The organism is Prauserella shujinwangii, from assembly GCF_003001955.1.
GTDB classification, from domain to species: Bacteria; Actinomycetota; Actinomycetes; order Mycobacteriales; family Pseudonocardiaceae; genus Qaidamihabitans; species Qaidamihabitans shujinwangii.
This window is the reverse complement of record NZ_PVNH01000006.1, coordinates 85033-100873: the sequence shown is the minus strand read 5'-3', so window position 1 is coordinate 100873 and position 15841 is coordinate 85033. Positions and strand designations below refer to the sequence as shown.

The window sequence follows — 15841 nt, the reverse complement described above, 5'->3', positions numbered from 1 at the left end:
GACCATGAGCATGCGGACCCGCAGCCGGGCGAGTCGTCGGCCAGGTGGCCGGGATCAGCGTGCGCCTGGAGGACCCGGTCGCGTCACCACCCGACGACGTGACGCGGACGAGGCGGACCGTCGGCCAGATGGCCGAGATCACTCCGCACGGTCGGTCAGCCGTGACCGCCGCGGGCCACGATCCGCGCGAGCTGGGTGCGGCTGCTGATGCCGAGTTTGCTGAAGCTGCGGGCCAGGTGGGTCTTGACGGTCGTTCGCGACACGAACAACTTCTCGGCCACCTGCGGGTTGGTCAGTCCCTGCGCGACCAGGACAGCCACCTGGCGCTCCATGGGCGTCAGGCTCTCCCAACCGGTGCTGACCTTCCTGCCGCGGGGCGCGTGCGCCCGGAGGACGTACGCCGCGGCGTCGTCGAGTCCCAGCGCCGAGCCTTCGCGCCACGCCCGCTCGAACTCCTCCTCGCCCAGTGCGGACCGTAACCGCTGGTGCAGGACGCGGTCGCGTGCCTGATCGGCCGGCGAGCGGGCCAGGTACCCGACGGTGGCGCCGCCCTGCGCGGCCGCCGCCAGCCGTGCCCGCGCGAGCGGGTCACCGTACGCGGGGTTGGCCGCGAGCAGCCGGAGACTGTCGACGTAGAAGGTCCGCAGCCGCCACTGGAGGCGCAGCTGGAGCGCTTCGATCGTATGTTCCAGCGCACGGGCCGGATCCGCGTCCAGAGCCAGGGTCGCGAGCTGGTCGAGCGCGTCCGCGGTCGCGTGGGGCATGCCCATCGCGCGGCCGCTGTCGACGCCGGCCAGCGCCGCGGTGCGGGACTCGTCGGCCTCGCCCAACTCGCGCAGAACGGCGCTCAGCGGCGGAAGCGTCTGCGCCGCGATCCAGTTGGTGCGGTTCGCCGGGTTGAACTCCAGGCTCCGTTCGAGCCAGTCCTTGGCACGCCGGTAGTTCCCCGCCCACCAGTGGAGTTTCCCCATGACGACCTCGATGCTGACCGCGTCGGCCTCGGCGCCGCCCTCCTCCAGCGAACGGACCACCGAGGACATCAGCGCCAACCCGTCGTCCGCCCTGCCGTGCAGTCCAAGGGCCCAGGCCAGGTAGGCGGTGTTGGTGCCGGTGCTGAAGTAGTCCCGCAGTGGCTCGCACCGGCGCAGCGACTCCCGGCCCAGCTCGACCGCCCGGGCGACGTCTCCCTGGAAGATCGCGGCCCACATCTGGACCGCCTGCGCGAACGACCCGATGAACCGGTCGTTGTGCTCGTCCGCGTGCTCGGCAAGCTCCGCGGCGATGGCCGCGGCGCGGTCGTGCCGGTCTCGATTGGTGTGCGAGCAGGCAAGCAGCAACCAGCCGAGACGGCTGGCGAACCCGTCCTCGGCCGCACGACCGGCGTCGAGGGCGGCTTGGCTCAGCCGTTCACACTCGGCGAAGTCGAAGTAGAACGCGTCGTAGGCCTGGATGGCCAGGCATCGTGCCCTGGCGATCGCGTCACCGCTCGCCGCCGCGACCTGTTCGCCACGCTTGGCCGCGTCCACGGCGGTGGCCCGCCGGCCGCTGATCATCGCGAGCATCGCGATGCCCGCCCACAGGCGGCACTGGATCCCGCCGAGGTCGTCGTCCCCGGGCTCATCACCGGCGAGTTCGAGGGCTTTGGTGAGCACCGGCAGGGCATGGCCGCTCTGGCCGGTGACGAACCAGTAGCGAGAAAGCGCCGCGGTGAGCCGGCACGTGGGCCCGACCCGGTCCGCGGCAAGGCCCCACTCCAGGGCCGCATGGAGATTGTCGCGGTCCTGGTTGAGGACGCGGACCCACTGCAACTGGTTGCGGTCCAGACCCGCGTCACACGCCTCGGCGTGCCGAGCGCACCAGGACAGGTGGCGGGCACGAAGCCGCTCGCGCTCAGCCCGGTCCAGCCGCTCGTCACCATAGTCACGCAGGGTGTCGAGCAGCCGGTAGCGGGTCCCCCACTGCTCGTCGGTGGGGAGCACGAGGGACTTGTCGACCAGCTGGCGAACCGCCTGGAACGTCGCCGCGGTGTCCGCCGGTTCGTCCGGGCACACCGCCGCCGCGGCCTCGACCGCGAACGAGGAGCGGAAGACGCTGAGCCGCCGGAACAGCACCTGGGCGTCCGGTGCCAGCAGCTCATAGCTCCAGTCGATCGACGCCCGCATCGCCTGGTGCCGGGCCTCGGACTGCCACGGCCCACCGGTGAGCAGCCGGAACCGCTCGTCCAGCCCACGCAGGATCCCCGGTAGCGAGAGGGTCCGTACCCAGGCGGCTGCCAGCTCGATCGCCAGCGGCAGGCTGTCGAGCCGGTCGCAGAGTTCCTCGACCCGGACGGGCTCGAGCTGGTTCGCGATGCCGGGACGGGCAAGGTCGGCTCGCCGCGTGAACAGCGCGGCGGCGTCCACGGCGTCCAGCTGCCGCACGGTCCACACCACCTCACCGCGAGCCCGCACCGGCTCGCGGCTGGTACACAGCAACCCCACCCCCGGGCACGACGCCAGCAGCCGCTCGGCGACCACACACGCTCCACGCAGCGCGGGTTCACACGTGTCCAGGACGACGAGCATCTCCGCTGATTCCAACCTGCTCACCACGGTCTCCAGGGGATCCTTCGCCTCGTTGACCGGGATGGCCAGCACCTCGGCAAGCACCTTGGCGACCTCGGTGAGGCTCCTGGCCTCGCCCAGGTCCGCCACCCACACGCCGTCGCGCCAGCGGTCGATCACGGCGGCGGCCACCTGCAGCGCGAGACGGGTCTTGCCCACGCCCCCCTGACCGGACAGGGTCACCATCCGGTAGCGGGCCATGAGGTCGATGACTCGCGCCTGTCCGGACCTCCGGCCCACGAAGCCGGTGAGCTGGACAGGCAGGTTGTTGGGCAGCGTGCTCAGCGAGCGGATGGCGGGAGCGTCCGCGGGTACCGGATCGCGGCCGGCGAGCTGCACCAGCCGCTCTGGCGGGCCCAGGTCACGAAGCCGGTGAACACCAAGGTCACGCGGCTCCGCGAGACCGGGCTCGGCGGCAGTCCAGGACGCCACAGCCGCGGACGCGATGATCTGTCCGTCGTGCGCCACGTCGAGGATGTGGCGGCACCGGTTCATGGCGTCAGCGGTGGCGTGGTCGGCGGTGGACGGTTGGCGGACACGCTGGTGGGGACGCGGTGTCGGATGGGCGGCGATTCGACGCCACACCGCAGGCGCCGCACCCACGGCCGGAGGCCGCCTGAACCGTGCCAGGGCGGCGGCGGCGCGCCGCGGATCGTCGAACACACCGGCGCAGATATCCTCGTCGATCGGCGCGGCAGCCACGGCGCCGGCGTCGCGCAGCAGCGCCTGGATGTCGTCCAGCCCGCACTCCCCGGCCCGCTCGACCACGACCAGACATCCAGCGCCACCGCGCGCCTCGCGCCCCATGCCTGTGACTTCCCTCCCAGCCACCAACCAGCTCTGACCACTGTGTCAGATCACACGGGGAATGTCTCCATCGTCCGGTGCTGCCCGAACAGCGCACCGACGTTCTTGCCCTCGTCACACGGCTCGCCGATCCGGCACCCGGCTCCCGGCCGGGCGCCATTGACCAGTCCTGGTAGCGAGAATCGCCAGCCTGGGGCCCAGGACGATCACGCGCGAAAACCGGTGTATCCGCTCGTCCTCGCTTGGGCGGTTGGTTCCTCGGTGCGCTGATCAGCCTGACCGCGCTGCCCCGGGTTCCGCTCGACGGCGAACTGCTCACGGTTGTCTCGGTGGGGGTGCCGATCGGCTTGGGCATCCACCTCGCCTGGGTGCACCGGGACTGGTCCGCACACATCGAGACGATCGGGCTCGCGACGGCAGCGGCCGGTGCCCTCGCCGGCGCGAACCTGCTCCTGATCGTTCTCGACATCGCGGGGGAGCGGTCGAATCGCCACCGCGTCGCCGTGGCCACCGCACCACCCGCTGCCCCCTGACACCGGCCCGCCATCGTCAGACCGGAGCAGGCTCGGCGGACGGCCGGAATACGGGTCACCGGGGTTCGCCGAACCGGTGCGGCGATGCCGCGGCGGTGTCCGGCCGCGGCCGACCTCGCCCACGGTGGCGACGTGGGCAGCCCGGGTTCGCGTGCCACACCGGGAGGTGTGCCCGAGATCGACCCGATGCGGCACCGCCTGCCATGGACAGTCTACATCGGACATAGACCCTGGTTGACGCGGAGTAACCGGTCACACCGGTTTCCGGGCGGCCCGGCTCCCGCGTGCCCGCACCGCACGCTCGAACGCCGCTGCGCAGGCTGGTCGAGACGTCCGCGGCGCGGTCCCGTCGCTAGATCGTGAAGGCCAGATGGCGCACGACGCGCTCGCCGAGCGCGGTGTCACCGTCGATCTCCACGTCGGGCAACCCCTCCTCGGCGGCGACGCGGCCCCCGGCCAGGCGCGCGAAGAGCCCGGAGCTCAGCCGCAGCGTGACCGTGGCCGGGCCGGGCAGTTCCGGCACCACCGCAGCCCGGCCGTCGACGGCGACATGCACGCTGCGCCGCAGCGGTCCGGTGAGCTCCAGGGTGACGCCGGAGCCGTCCGGCGCGCCCGCTCGCTTGCCGATGACGAAGCCGAGTGACTCGGCGAACTCGTCGAACGCCTGCTCCGCACACGGCCCCGCCTCGTGGCCGGGCAGACCGGCCGCGTCACGGATGTCCTGCTCGTGCAGCCAGGTGTCGAACAGGCGGATGCGCATGAACCGGCCGTAGGTGCGCTGTCCCACCGGGGTCCACGACGGCGCGTCGAAGTCCTCCTGTGTCATCGCCTCCAGCGCGGCCCGGCGCCGGGCGACCACGTCGCGGAAGCGGTCGAGCACCCGGTGCGGGCTCCAGTCCCGCAGGGACAGCACCCAGCACTCGTTGAAGGCCGCGATCTCGTTGCGCACATGGGCCAGCCCGGTGACGTCAACGCCCGGCTCCGGTGCCTGCTCGCCCAGCAGCGAGGCCTCGGTGCCGATCACGTGCGCCACGATGTCGCGCACGCGCCAGCCGGGCAGCCTGCTCGGTTCGTCCCACGTCGCGTCCGGCAGTGACGCGAGCAGCGCGTCCAGCGACTCCCACTGCGTGGTGAGCGCGGCGGTGATGACGTCCTTGTCGAAACCGGTTGTCGTGGTCACGAGGTGGTTTCCTGTCCTGTCCGGAAGTCGATGACCTGTCCTCTGTTGACGCTCACCCAGTCCCTGCCGCGCAGGTACGGGGCGAGCGCGTCCGCGATGGCGCGCTCGTCACGCTCGGCCTTGGGCCGCTGCAACTCGTAGACGTGCGGAAACGCGAGCATGCCGGTGACCACGTCCCACAGTCGTACGGCCGCCTCGCCCACGGGCGGGTCGACCAGCACGGGGCCGAACAGGCACTGCCCGTCGGGGAAGAACAGGGTGGGCACCCCGAACCCGCCCGCGTCGATCACGCGCTGATGGTCGATCCGGACGTCGTCGTGGGTGGACGGATCGGCCAGCGCCTCGTCCAGCGTCGCCGGGTCGGCACCGATCTCGGCGAGCAGCCGTCGCGCCGTCGCGGGATCGTGCGGCCTGCCGCCGTCGAGGTGCAGCTCCCGGCCGACCCTCGCGTACCAGGCGTCGAGCAGCGCCGGGTCACGGCGGCGCAGCAGGGCGGCGACGCGCATCTGCGACCAGCCGTAGGACCACGACCGCTCCCACGGGTGCTTCTTGCCCTCGAACCGGTTGACCTCCTCAAGGCTGAAGAACCGCCAGTTGACCGTCAGCCCCGTGTGCGCGCGGACCTCCCGGATCCAGCGCGAGGTGTGATAGGCGAACGGGCACATGGGGTCGAAGTGGAAGTCGACCTCGCTGGGCTTCGTGGTCATGCGGCCCCTTCCCGCAGGTGCGCGTCGATGAACTCGCGCAGCGCCGCCGAGATGTCGGCCGCGGACAGCCCTTCGACCTTGGCCAGCAGGATCTGTCCCTGGGCGAGTGCGAGCAGGGAGTGCGCCAGCCGGTCGGGGTCCACGCCGTCGCGCAGCGCACCGTCGCCCTGCGCACGCCGGCAGAGCACGGCGAACTCACGCTCCCACCGAGCGAAGGCCGCGGCCAGGTGCCCGCGCAGCGAATCATCCACAGTGGACAGCTCGGCGGCGAGGTTGCCGAACGGGCAGCCGACGATCCGGCCGTACTTCGACTCGAACCGCGTCTGGATGGCGCCCACGGCGTCGGCCACGTTCCGCAGCCGCTCGGCCGCCGACGCCCCCGGGGTCGCGGACAGCTGGGCGAGGAGCCCCTGCGTGTGCAGGTCGATGACGGCCTTGGCCAGCTCGGTCTTGGCGGGGAAGTAGTAGTAGAAGCTGCCCTTGCGGACGTCCGCCGCCGCGCACAGCTCGTCGACGCTCACCGCGCCGTAGCTGCGGGACAGGAACAGCCTGGCCGACGCGCGCACGATCCGCTCGCGGGAGTCGCTGGTCCGGCCCATGGCCGGAAACCGTAGCGGCTAGTTGACCAGTCAGTCAACATCCGCGTCCGTCGAGGGCTGGCCCGTGCCCCAGTCCTGCCCCCGAGTTCGGTGACGCTGTCGTCGCGGTGGCGAATCCCCGGGAAGCAGTTGCCGAAGGCTTCGGGTTTCCGGGTCCTGCCTGGCCGGGTGGCTGGGTGCCGCCGACGCCGGGAGGTATCCGGCTGGAGCAGGAGAGCGAGTTGCCGCGCGAGGCGGCGGCCCGTCTGGGACAGCTCGCGTGGCCTAGGTACGCGGCCCGGACGCCCGGCGGAGCCGGTCCGCGATCGCCAGCCCGAGGCCGTCCGGCGCGGGAACCGACGTCACGATGACCTCGCACTCGTGCCGATCGAAGTCCCGGAGGAAGCCGAAGAGCCGCCGCGCGTACTGTGCGGTCGAGTGCGGCACCACGATGATGCGGTGTGCCGCGCGCGAACCGGCATCAGCAGCGAACTCGGGTGGCACGAGGACGCCGACCCGGCGGCCCCGCGCCGCGAGGTGCTCGGCATGGCCGAGGACCTGGTCCGGCTCGACCAGAACAACCCGGGCCCTCGGCGCGTAGTGCGACGGATGCTGGCCGGGAACACGGACGGCGCTCGTCGCCCGCACCGATACAGAGCAGCCCAGCGCGTGTTCAAGATCCTCTCTTGGCACGCCACCCGGACGCAGGATCGTCGGCGCACCGGTGAGATCCACGATCGTGGACTCGACCCCGACCGCACAGGAACCGCCGTCCAGCACGTAGTCGACGTCGGCACCCAGCCCGTCGCGGACATGGGCAGCCGTCGTGGGGCTGACCGAGCCGAACCGGTTGGCCGACGGTGCCGCCACACCACCACCGAAAGCCGCGAGCACCGCGAGGGCGACCGGATGGTCCGGCACGCGCAGCGCGACGGTCTCCACGCCACCGGTGACCGCGTGCGGAACCCGGCGCCCTCGCCGAAGAACCAGTGTCACCGGACCCGGCCAGAATCGGTCGGCGACGCGCCGCGCCGCGTCGGGCACCTCCGCGACCCATTCGGAGAGCTGATGTCCGCCACCGAGGTGCACGATCAGCGGATGCGTCGGCGGCCGTCCCTTCACGGCGAAGATCCGCTCCACCGCGCCGACGTTCTCCGCATCCGCGCCGAGTCCGTACACGGTCTCGGTCGGGAACGCGACGAGCCCACCCGCGCGCAGGATGCGCGCCGCGTGCTCCACCCGGTCCGGCGCGATGCCTGGCGGGCCCGACATCACCTGTTCGCCGCTCATCACAGCAGTCTGGCACACCACCGGCTCGCTGCTGCCTGACCGTGTCACCAGACCCTGACCAGGTCCTTCACCGCCGCTCAGCTTGACAGCCGCATCCGCGGCCGGTGACACTCCCCACAGAGGGGAGTACTTCCCAACGGTTGCCCGGTCAGTACGGCCACCCCATGGTGTCCCCGGTCGGCCACCCTGGATCAAGGGTGAAGGAGACCTCCAACGGCTATCGTCCGTGGAGTTGCTCGTGTCCCTCCATCCCGTCGTTTCCGCCCTTTCCGTGGCCGCGCCCGCGGACTCGGCCGCGTCGTCGTCGATCGGGTCGCCGTGGTTGTGGGCTGTCAGCATCGGCGTCATACTCGGCCTGCTCGTGACCGATTTCGCCGTCACCCGCCGCCCTCATGAGGTGTCGATGCGGGAGGCGGTTGGCTGGTCGGCCTTCTACCTCACCCTGCCGGTCGTGTTCGGGGTCTGGCTCTGGGCGGCGTTCGACCGCGGCCCGGCACTGGAGTTCATCACCGGCTTCGTGGTGGAGAAGTCACTGTCGGTGGACAACCTGTTCGTGTTCATGCTGATCCTCACCGGGTTCGCGGTCCCGTCCACGATCCAGCAACGGGTGCTGCTGTACGGCATCGTCGGTGCTCTGGTCCTGCGGGGCATCTTCATCGCGGCGGGCGCGGCACTGCTGCAGGCGGGCACCTGGGCGTTCCTGCTCTTCGGCCTGATCCTGCTCGTGTCGGCGGGCAAGATGCTGCACCAGATGCGCACCGGGGCGTCCTTCGAGGGCCGCGACGTATCGGAGATGCGCGTGGTGCGGCTGCTCCGCAGAATCACGCCCGTCACCGACGACTACCGGGGTACCCGGCTCACCGTGCGGCAGCACGGGCGACGCGCGCTCACGCCGCTCGCGGTGGTGGTCGCCGCGGTGTTCATGACCGACGTGGTGTTCGCCGTGGACTCGGTGCCCGCCGTCTACGGCATCACCGCGGACCCCTATCTGGTATTCGCCACCAACGCCTTCGCGCTGCTCGGCCTGCGCGCGCTCTACTTCGTCGTTCACGCCACCCTGGCCAAACTCGTCTACCTCAACCAGGGCTTGGCGATCATTCTCGCCTTCATCGGCCTGAAGCTGGTGCTGCACTGGTCCCACGGAATCTGGCCGGCCGTCCCGCAGGTCCCCACGCCGGTCTCCCTCATCGTCATCGTCGGCGTCCTCGCCGTCGTCATCGCGGCCAGCCTGCGCACCCGCCGCCGCGCTGAACAACCCGCGCTCGAGAAGGAATAGCCATGCTCGCCAGCTTCCTCATCGAAGTCGCCGTCACGGCACTCGTGCTCCTGGCGTTGGTCATCACCTGCGCGGCACTGTGGCCGCCGCGCCCGCCGCGCAGGCCACGATGAACCCCACCACGTTGATGGCGCACCGCGGAAGCCGCGACATCGACGAAGCTGGGTACGTACCCGCCGGGGTGTTTCCCCAGCTGTCGCCGAGCCGCTCGCGCACGGTCCGGCGCGGTACGCCGATGCCCGGTCAGAGCCGGAAGACCGTGTTCAACCACCGCGAGACGCTCTCCGCGCGCAGCAGCGCTCGCCGGGCGGCCCGGTCCGAGGAGCCGAGGCGACCGTCGAGCGCCGCCTCCATGGCCTCGCTGGTCTGTTCGAGGTCGAACGGATCGACCGTGACCGAGAACCTGCCGAGCCGCTCGTGGGCTCCGGCGTTGCCGGACAGCAACAACGAGGACTCGTCGCCGATGAGGTAGGCCGCCTCCTTCGCGAACAGGTTTAGGCCGTCGAACGTGGAGTTGACGAGGGCGGCGCCGCTCATCGACAGTCCCGCCACCACGCAGTTGCGGGAGTCGCCACCACGACCGGGGCGGATCAGCGAGATCGCGTCGAGGCCGTCGGGGGCGAAGCGCGCGTTGACGCGGCGCACGATCTCCTCGGTGAGGTCGGCGTACTCCTGGTGACGGCCGGTGGCCCGGCTGGGCGTCGTGACGACCGCGGCGAACCAGCACTGGCGCGCGAGTTCCGGCCTGCGCTCCAGCAGTATCTCGTAGGCGAGGAATCCGCGGGGGATGTTCTTCCACAGATCGAGCCGGTCCGCGCGCAGCATCAGCTTGCGACCGCCCGCCCGCTCGGCCAGATGAGTCCGCCACCGCTGGGTCGCCTCCTCGCCGACCATCCGGTCGAGGACGGTGACGTCCAGCGGGAACGGTGTGGCCACCAGGTCGGTGCGGTGGCCGGCATGGGTCACCGACCGTCCGTCGACGCGCGCGTCCGGGAGGTAACGCGCGCAACAGGCCAGGAACGCGTCCGCCCACCGCGCGGCGTGGAAGCCGACGACGTCGCAGTGCAGCAGGCTGGTGAGGATCCTGACCCGGAGGTGGGCGGGGAGGATCGAGAAGTAGTCGGGTTCGGGCCACGGTGTGCCCAGGAAGTAGCTCAGCCGACCGCGGACGCTCGCCCGCGACTCCACGAAGAACTCGGGTACCAGCATCAGGTGCGGGTCGTTGATCAGGATCAGCTCGTCCGGCGAACCGTCGGACAGCTCGCTCAGCCGTTTCGCGTACGACTGGTTCACCGCCTCGTAACCGGCCCAGGCGTCCCGCATCGCCGAGTCGAACACGGGCTGGACGGAGGTGTCGTGCATGTAGTGCAGCAGACCCAGCAGGAGCTGGATCGACACGACGTCGTAGTGCTGCCTTCTCATCTCCTCACCCGGTTCCACCGGATGCAGCCGGATGTCCTCGTCCAGCCTGATCTCGTCGGGAACGTCGGGCAGGTCCGGCGGCGCGGTGAACACCCAGTGGCCGCCATGCTCGTTCAGCAGCGACACCAGCATCGGTACCAGACCACCGGGCGACCGTGGCGCGATACCGTCGCTGTCCCAGCGCGGGCAACTGTTGCTACAGGTCAGAATCCTCATGTTCGGTGACTCCCAACTCGGACGCGCCAGCAGCAGTACACCAGGCCCGCGGCCGCGCAGATACTGAACCAGATCGACAGGCCGGCATAGCCGGTGAGCACCGAGGCCAGCCCGGCCAGTGGTGCGGCGGCGATCGCGGCCACACCCATCGCCGCCTCGCCGATTCCCTCCAGATGCGTGCGCAGGTGCCCGGGCGCGGTGGCACCCAGCAGCGCGCTGCCCCCGACCACACCGCAGTTCCAGCCCAGCCCGATCAACGAAAGGTGGACGGCCATCAGGGGAACGTGGTGGTCGCTGCCGACGGCGCCCACCACGCCGCCGCCGAGCAGCAGCACAGCGCCCGCGGCGACGAGGGCCGCCGGATGGTGCCGGTCGGCGAGGTAGCCGGTGACCAGGGACGGCCCGAACATGCAGACGACATGGAGCGCCACCACCGCGCCGACCACGTCCAGGCCGTTTCCGTGCATGTCGAGCCGCACCGGGGCCACGGTCATCACCGCGACCATGGCGAAGTTCGTGACGGCCAGCGTGAGGACCGCGGGCAGCGTCCTCGGGTTCCGGACGGCCCTGGCCAGGCCGTGCGCCGCGGCGGGCTCGCCACCTCCCGGCGAGAACCTGCCGGCCATCAAGCGGAACGACAGTGCCGCGCCACCGAAGGCGAGCACGGCGACCAGGTACGCGCCGGACGGCCGGACCAGGCCGATCCGGTCGGCGACCTCACCGCTCGGTCCCAGCAGCACCGGGCTGAGCACCGCCCCGACGGTGGTCGCGAACAACACCTGGCCGAGCGCGCGGCCGCGGCGGTCTTCCGACACCACCGCGGCCGCCGCGTAACGCGACAGGAAGAGGGCGGAGTTGGCGGTTCCCAGCAGCGCACTGCCCGCGAGAACCAGGACGAGGCTGTCGGCCGCCGCGGCCGCGACGACAACCACGGCGCCCACCGCGCCGATCGCGAACCCCAGCGCCAGGCCCTGCCCGCGACGGCCGCGCGCCGCCTGGTGAGACACCAGCAGCGCCCCCACCGCCGAGCCCGCCAGGTTCAGCGCCACCGGCACACCCGCCACTCCGCTGGACCCCACCATGCTCACGGCCAGCAGGGGCCCGGCCGTTCCGCCTGCCGCCAGGCCCAGGCTGCCGACCGCCGTCGTCACCGCCACCAGCGAGGGCACCCGGAGCCGCCACCGGGACCGGAACTCGTCCGGACCCCGCCGCATCCCCCGCACCTCAGACGCCATCATCGTTCCCCGGTCGTCCTGTTGGCCCCCACAGCTTCGCTATACGGCGGCGACGGTCTCCCCCCGCTGCCCCGACTCGAAAGCCAGCCGGCCGGCGATCGCGGCCTGTCGCATCGCGTCGGCCATCTTCAGCGGTGCCTGCGCGCGCACCAGCGCGGTGTTGACCAGCGTGGCCGACGCACCGAGCTCCATCGCCTGCGCCACGTGGCCCGCGGTCCCGAGCCCGCCCTCCACGACCACGGGGATCCGGGTCTGCTCGATCACCGCCCGGATCGCTTCCGGGTGGAGGATCCCCCGACCGGAGGCGACCGGCGACGCCATCACGCGCAACGCGGCGCACCCGGCGGTCTCCAGCTCCCGCGCCGTATCCAGATCGGGCAGGATGAACGGGATCAGCTCCATCCCCTCGGCCCGCAACTCGCGCGCGGCCTCGACGGTCAGGTCGTTGTCGGGCATGTTGTCCTCGCCGCGGACGTCGAGCTTCAGGATGTCAATTCCCAACGAGTCCCGGAGGATGTGCGCGCTCCGGATCGCGCTCTCCCGGGAACGGGCGAAGGACGTCGTGCCGATCCAGATGAACCGATCCAGCGGCAGCTCGTTCTCCAGGTCCATCAGCAGCAGGCTCGACCGGCGATTGTCGGGGTCGACGGTGGTGATGAAGACATCGGCTCCGGCGGCGGCCAGCACGTCCCGGACCAAGGGCACGGACTCGTACTGCTCGATGCCGACGAGGACCCGGGACCGGAACTCCCGGTTCCCGATCGTCAGCCACGGGTCGTCCGGCCCCGTCATTCGCTCGACGTTGTCCACGGTGGTTCCCATCCTCTCCGTTCGGCGCCTCGGGAGTCCCCGGTACGCCGGCTCACTCCTGTGTGACCGTGTGCGGCACGGCGACGCGATCTGCGGCTATCGGGCACGGTGACGCGATGACGGCCCCACGGTTACCGCCTGATCCGGCATGTCGGTCGGCGCTGTTCCGGCAACGTGCGTCTGACGGTGTGCCCGCGCGTCCATAGTGCTCAATTCTGGTGACAGGTCGTGTCACGGGGAGTACAAGCTTTTGTCAGGGGAACGACAAACGATCGGCGAGCCGGAGTGAAGTGGCCCCCCGAGGGAGTCGCGAGGTCCGCGCGCGGGCACGGAATCCGGGGACGTCCGTCCAGTCCCACGGTGGACAGCCTGTCCGGCCCGCAGAATGGGACTGCCGGTTCGCCCCGGCCAGACGAGCATGATCGACGCGGCGACGGGAGACGGACATGGACCTGGACCGCCCCACCGACCGAGCTGCGCACCCCGCACCGTTCGCCCAGACGTTGCTGGTCGGCTTCGGGCGGCACCGCGGGTCGTGGTTGGAACGCCTGCTGAGCAGGCACGGCCACGGTGTATGTCAGGCCACGGGATGGCGGGAGATCCGGGACCACCGGCCGCACGTCGATCTCGTCCTGGTGCGGATGGACGGCACCGCCGAAGGGCCGGATCTCTGCCGGCTGATCCGCTCGCACGTCGACGCGGCGCTGATCGCGGTGTCCGGGGAGAACACCGAGCGGGAGCGGCTTCGCGCGTTCGAGGCGGGTTGTGACGAACACCTGTACTGGTGGTGTGGTCCGGTCGAGATCATGGCCAGGATCGACGCGGTCCTGCGGTGGGCCCGGCCGCGAGCGCACACACCGGAGATCCTGGAGCACGGACCCCTCCGGATCGACGTGGCCACGCGTCAGGTTTGGCTGGCGGAACGGGATGTCCACCTGACCGCCAAGGAGTTCGACCTGCTGCGCGTGCTGGCGGGGCGGTCCGGATCGGTGGTGCCGCGAGCGGAGATTCTGGCGACGGTCTGGGGCGAGTCGTCCGGCTTCGCGGGGCGCAGTCTGGACACTCACGTCAGCAGCCTCCGCCGCAAGCTCGGGCGGTGGGTGTGCGTCACGATCAAAGGCCAGGGCCTGCGCATGGGCGAGCCGGATCCGCCCGGTTAGCCGGAGCGAACCGACCGCCTGCGGGCGGAGCGCGCTCCGGCTCACGGCGTACTGCCCGTGGTCCGGCGAGGCCGGTTCCGGCTGGAAACGGATGCGCGGCCGGATGCTCAGGACAAGGTGAACCGGAAACCAACGCCGCGGTGCGTGCGGATGGCCGAGCAGCTACCGAGTTTGCGCCGGATGCTGTGCACATGGGTGTCGATGGTCCGGCTTCCCGTCATCCACGCCGTGTGGTCCTTCCAGACCTCGGCGAGGATCTTCCTGCGGTCCACCGTTCTGCCGGGGTTGGATGCCAGCAGGTGCAGCAGATCGAACTCCTTGTGCGTCAGCCGGACGAACCGGTCGCCCACCCTGACCTCACGAGCTTGTTCGTCGATCTCGAGGCTACCGAACGACAGATTCCGTCTCGTGCGTGGTCGTGCGCCCAGGCGCCTGGTGACGGCAGTGACCCTGGCGAGAAGTTCCGCGATGCCGAACGGACACTCGAGGATCATGTCCAGACCACCTCGGAGGGCCAGTACCCGATCGAGCTCTGTCGAGTCCCGGAGCAGTCCGATGAGGGGAACGCTACTGTGGTCACGGATCCGGCGGCAGACCTCGATACCGTCGAGATCGGGCAGTTCCAGGCTCAGCACCACCACGTCGGCCGCCGGGTGCGCGACGAGGGCGTCGAATCCCGTCGGCGCACCGCATACCGAGTGTCCGCACCGCTCCAGCGCTCGACGGACCACCACTTTGCGGGCCCTGTCCGCGTCCACGAGGAGAACTCGTGTCATGGTCCTCCTTGAGATGGCGAGTCCGAACTCCCGTCGCCCGGTATCCGGTCCCGCGGCTCTCACACCGGCCGGGCCGGGCCAGGAGGCCGAGAAGTCCTGGCCGGTTCAGCATCGATGGACACCTCTCCTCCTTCCCTTTGCAGTGCGGCTCTTCGTGGCTCGATACTGCACGGCACGTATAGTACTCGAAGTACACATGATGTAAAGTAACGTGGCAGAGGAGAGCCATGGAACAGATGCGCGACGAGCGGGTCGTTGACACCGGATCGTCTCGCCACGGTCGCGGTGGGGGGCCACTACGGCGGCCCGTCGGTCGGGTCGACGAGAACGTGGTGCAGCATCTGGCGACCGCGGCCGCGATCACGGCTGCGGTGGTGGCAGCTCCCCGCCGGGCCGGCGACTGTCACGGTGCGGGCGAGGGCGCGCGCGGCGTGCGGGTTGCGTGGCCCGTGCGCTGCTCGGGTCCTATCGGAGAGACCGTTCGGTGGCGCTCACGGTACTCCAGGAGGCGGCGCACGTCGTTTCGCTCGTGGCCCTGGGTGGCGGATGGTTGCGGCGGCGAGCGGGTCGGCGACGCGCGGCCGGTCATGCCGGGTCCGCGGAGACCTGAAGATTCTCACCGGCGCCGGGAACAGGCTCCAGACCGAATTCCCTGCACACTTCCGCGACGGCTTCCGTGAACTTCTCGCGCGGAATGATCGCGGAAGTCCGCTGCTGCGACATCGAGAGCCAGCTGGTTTCTGTTCCTGATTTTCGAAGAGCCTCGAGAAGCCTGGCCGTGTATTGCGGACGGTTGAGCATGCCAATTCCGTGAACAGTTACTTTACCGACGGTTTCGTCGATCTCCAGGGTTTCGCCCGATTTCCCGACGAGTTCATTGAGTGCGGCGCGGATCAGGTCCAGGTCCCGGCGCGGGATCGTGTACCCGATCCGGCTCTCCTCCGCGCGCGGTCCGAGCCTGGCGACCAGGTCGACCGTCGTGCCGTGCTCGTCGAGCAGCCGTACGATGTCGGAGGTCAACGTGGTCCCGAGGGGTGAGGGGCGCACGAAGACGCGTGCCTGGTCGGGATCGGCGGTGACGGAAAGCGGTGTACGTTCCAGCACGTCCTCAAACCTTTGCCGAATTGAATCGATTTGTTCGCTCAGTGGTACGATCGCCGACAATAGGGAGCGGGTAACATGGAGCGCATCACGTGTTCTCGTGATGTCGCGCCCGGCGATCTTCGCGTCCGAAATTGAGTTGACTAT

At 70.5% G+C, this 15841-nt stretch carries 13 protein-coding genes; 3 read left to right on the top strand and 10 right to left on the bottom strand.

Annotated elements, in window-relative coordinates; all coding sequences use genetic code 11:
• Positions 1 to 155 precede the first annotated feature (155 nt).
• Positions 156 to 3410 carry a LuxR C-terminal-related transcriptional regulator gene (locus B0I33_RS15765; RefSeq protein ID WP_146147506.1) on the bottom strand — a complete coding sequence of 1085 codons (3255 nt, stop codon included), beginning with the start codon at positions 3408 to 3410 and terminating at the stop codon, positions 156 to 158.
• Positions 3411 to 3652: 242 nt separating this feature from the next.
• On the opposite strand from B0I33_RS15765, the gene B0I33_RS15760 reads away from it, so the two are divergent.
• On the top strand, positions 3653 to 3943 hold the full coding sequence (locus B0I33_RS15760) for a hypothetical protein (protein WP_106179543.1): 291 nt from the start codon (positions 3653 to 3655) through the stop codon (positions 3941 to 3943).
• A 352-nt stretch (positions 3944 to 4295) separates the two neighbouring features.
• On the opposite strand, the gene B0I33_RS15755 is transcribed toward B0I33_RS15760, so the two are convergent.
• The 4 genes from B0I33_RS15755 to B0I33_RS15740 all read right to left on the bottom strand — a co-directional run bounded on the left by B0I33_RS15755 (position 4296) and on the right by B0I33_RS15740 (position 7698).
• A complete protein-coding gene (locus B0I33_RS15755; protein WP_106179542.1) occupies positions 4296 to 5123 on the bottom strand; it encodes a maleylpyruvate isomerase family mycothiol-dependent enzyme in 828 nt (275 codons plus the stop codon).
• The gene (locus B0I33_RS15750) at positions 5120 to 5830 is read right to left on the bottom strand and encodes a mycothiol-dependent nitroreductase Rv2466c family protein (RefSeq protein WP_106179541.1); all 711 of its coding nucleotides are present in this window, start codon (positions 5828 to 5830) and stop codon (positions 5120 to 5122) included. The genes B0I33_RS15755 and B0I33_RS15750 overlap by 4 nt, the downstream gene beginning before the upstream one ends.
• The gene (locus tag B0I33_RS15745; RefSeq protein ID WP_106179540.1) at positions 5827 to 6429 is read right to left on the bottom strand and encodes a TetR/AcrR family transcriptional regulator; all 603 of its coding nucleotides are present in this window, start codon (positions 6427 to 6429) and stop codon (positions 5827 to 5829) included. The genes B0I33_RS15750 and B0I33_RS15745 overlap by 4 nt, the downstream gene beginning before the upstream one ends.
• Before the next feature lie 264 nt (positions 6430 to 6693).
• Positions 6694 to 7698, bottom strand: a complete 1005-nt coding sequence (locus tag B0I33_RS15740) for an L-threonylcarbamoyladenylate synthase (protein ID WP_245900725.1) — start codon at positions 7696 to 7698, stop codon at positions 6694 to 6696.
• 238 nt (positions 7699 to 7936) lie between these two features.
• On the opposite strand from B0I33_RS15740, the gene B0I33_RS15735 reads away from it, so the two are divergent.
• A complete protein-coding gene (locus B0I33_RS15735; protein WP_106179815.1) occupies positions 7937 to 8974 on the top strand; it encodes a TerC/Alx family metal homeostasis membrane protein in 1038 nt (345 codons plus the stop codon).
• A gap of 243 nt (positions 8975 to 9217) precedes the next feature.
• Here the strand turns inward: B0I33_RS15735 and B0I33_RS15730 are convergent, their stop codons facing one another.
• From B0I33_RS15730 to B0I33_RS15720, 3 genes are read right to left on the bottom strand one after another with little or no spacing between them, the layout of a single operon-like run.
• On the bottom strand, positions 9218 to 10612 hold the full coding sequence (locus B0I33_RS15730; protein ID WP_106179539.1) for a trehalose-6-phosphate synthase: 1395 nt from the start codon (positions 10610 to 10612) through the stop codon (positions 9218 to 9220).
• Entirely contained in the window at positions 10609 to 11826 is a 1218-nt protein-coding gene (locus tag B0I33_RS15725; RefSeq protein WP_181193314.1) for an MFS transporter, read from the bottom strand. Before B0I33_RS15725 ends, B0I33_RS15730 begins: the two co-directional genes overlap by 4 nt.
• 60 nt (positions 11827 to 11886) lie before the next feature.
• Entirely contained in the window at positions 11887 to 12669 is a 783-nt protein-coding gene (locus B0I33_RS15720) for a HisA/HisF-related TIM barrel protein (protein ID WP_106179537.1), read from the bottom strand.
• A 434-nt stretch (positions 12670 to 13103) separates the two neighbouring features.
• On the opposite strand from B0I33_RS15720, the gene B0I33_RS15715 reads away from it, so the two are divergent.
• On the top strand, positions 13104 to 13817 hold the full coding sequence (locus tag B0I33_RS15715) for a response regulator transcription factor (RefSeq protein WP_106179536.1): 714 nt from the start codon (positions 13104 to 13106) through the stop codon (positions 13815 to 13817).
• A 107-nt stretch (positions 13818 to 13924) separates the two neighbouring features.
• Here the strand turns inward: B0I33_RS15715 and B0I33_RS15710 are convergent, their stop codons facing one another.
• Together B0I33_RS15710 and B0I33_RS15705 are read right to left on the bottom strand one after the other, a co-directional pair.
• A complete protein-coding gene (locus B0I33_RS15710) occupies positions 13925 to 14575 on the bottom strand; it encodes a response regulator transcription factor (protein ID WP_219927197.1) in 651 nt (216 codons plus the stop codon).
• Between the two features lie 603 nt (positions 14576 to 15178).
• Positions 15179 to 15697 carry an ACT domain-containing protein gene (locus B0I33_RS15705; protein WP_106179534.1) on the bottom strand — a complete coding sequence of 173 codons (519 nt, stop codon included), beginning with the start codon at positions 15695 to 15697 and terminating at the stop codon, positions 15179 to 15181.
• Positions 15698 to 15841 lie beyond the last annotated feature (144 nt).

Excerpts from the sequence above, each read along its gene's own strand:
- B0I33_RS15765 (WP_146147506.1), bottom strand. The coding sequence starts at position 3,410 with ATGGGGCGCGAGGCGCGCGGTGGCGCTGGATGTCTGGTCGTGGTCGAG.
- B0I33_RS15750 (WP_106179541.1), bottom strand. The coding sequence starts at position 5,830 with ATGACCACGAAGCCCAGCGAGGTCGACTTCCACTTCGACCCCATGTGC.
- B0I33_RS15745 (WP_106179540.1), bottom strand. The coding sequence starts at position 6,429 with ATGGGCCGGACCAGCGACTCCCGCGAGCGGATCGTGCGCGCGTCGGCC.
- B0I33_RS15740 (WP_245900725.1), bottom strand. The coding sequence starts at position 7,698 with ATGAGCGGCGAACAGGTGATGTCGGGCCCGCCAGGCATCGCGCCGGAC.
- B0I33_RS15730 (WP_106179539.1), bottom strand. The coding sequence starts at position 10,612 with ATGAGGATTCTGACCTGTAGCAACAGTTGCCCGCGCTGGGACAGCGAC.
- B0I33_RS15725 (WP_181193314.1), bottom strand. The coding sequence starts at position 11,826 with ATGCGGCGGGGTCCGGACGAGTTCCGGTCCCGGTGGCGGCTCCGGGTG.
- B0I33_RS15720 (WP_106179537.1), bottom strand. The coding sequence starts at position 12,669 with ATGGGAACCACCGTGGACAACGTCGAGCGAATGACGGGGCCGGACGAC.
- B0I33_RS15715 (WP_106179536.1), top strand. The coding sequence starts at position 13,104 with ATGGACCTGGACCGCCCCACCGACCGAGCTGCGCACCCCGCACCGTTC.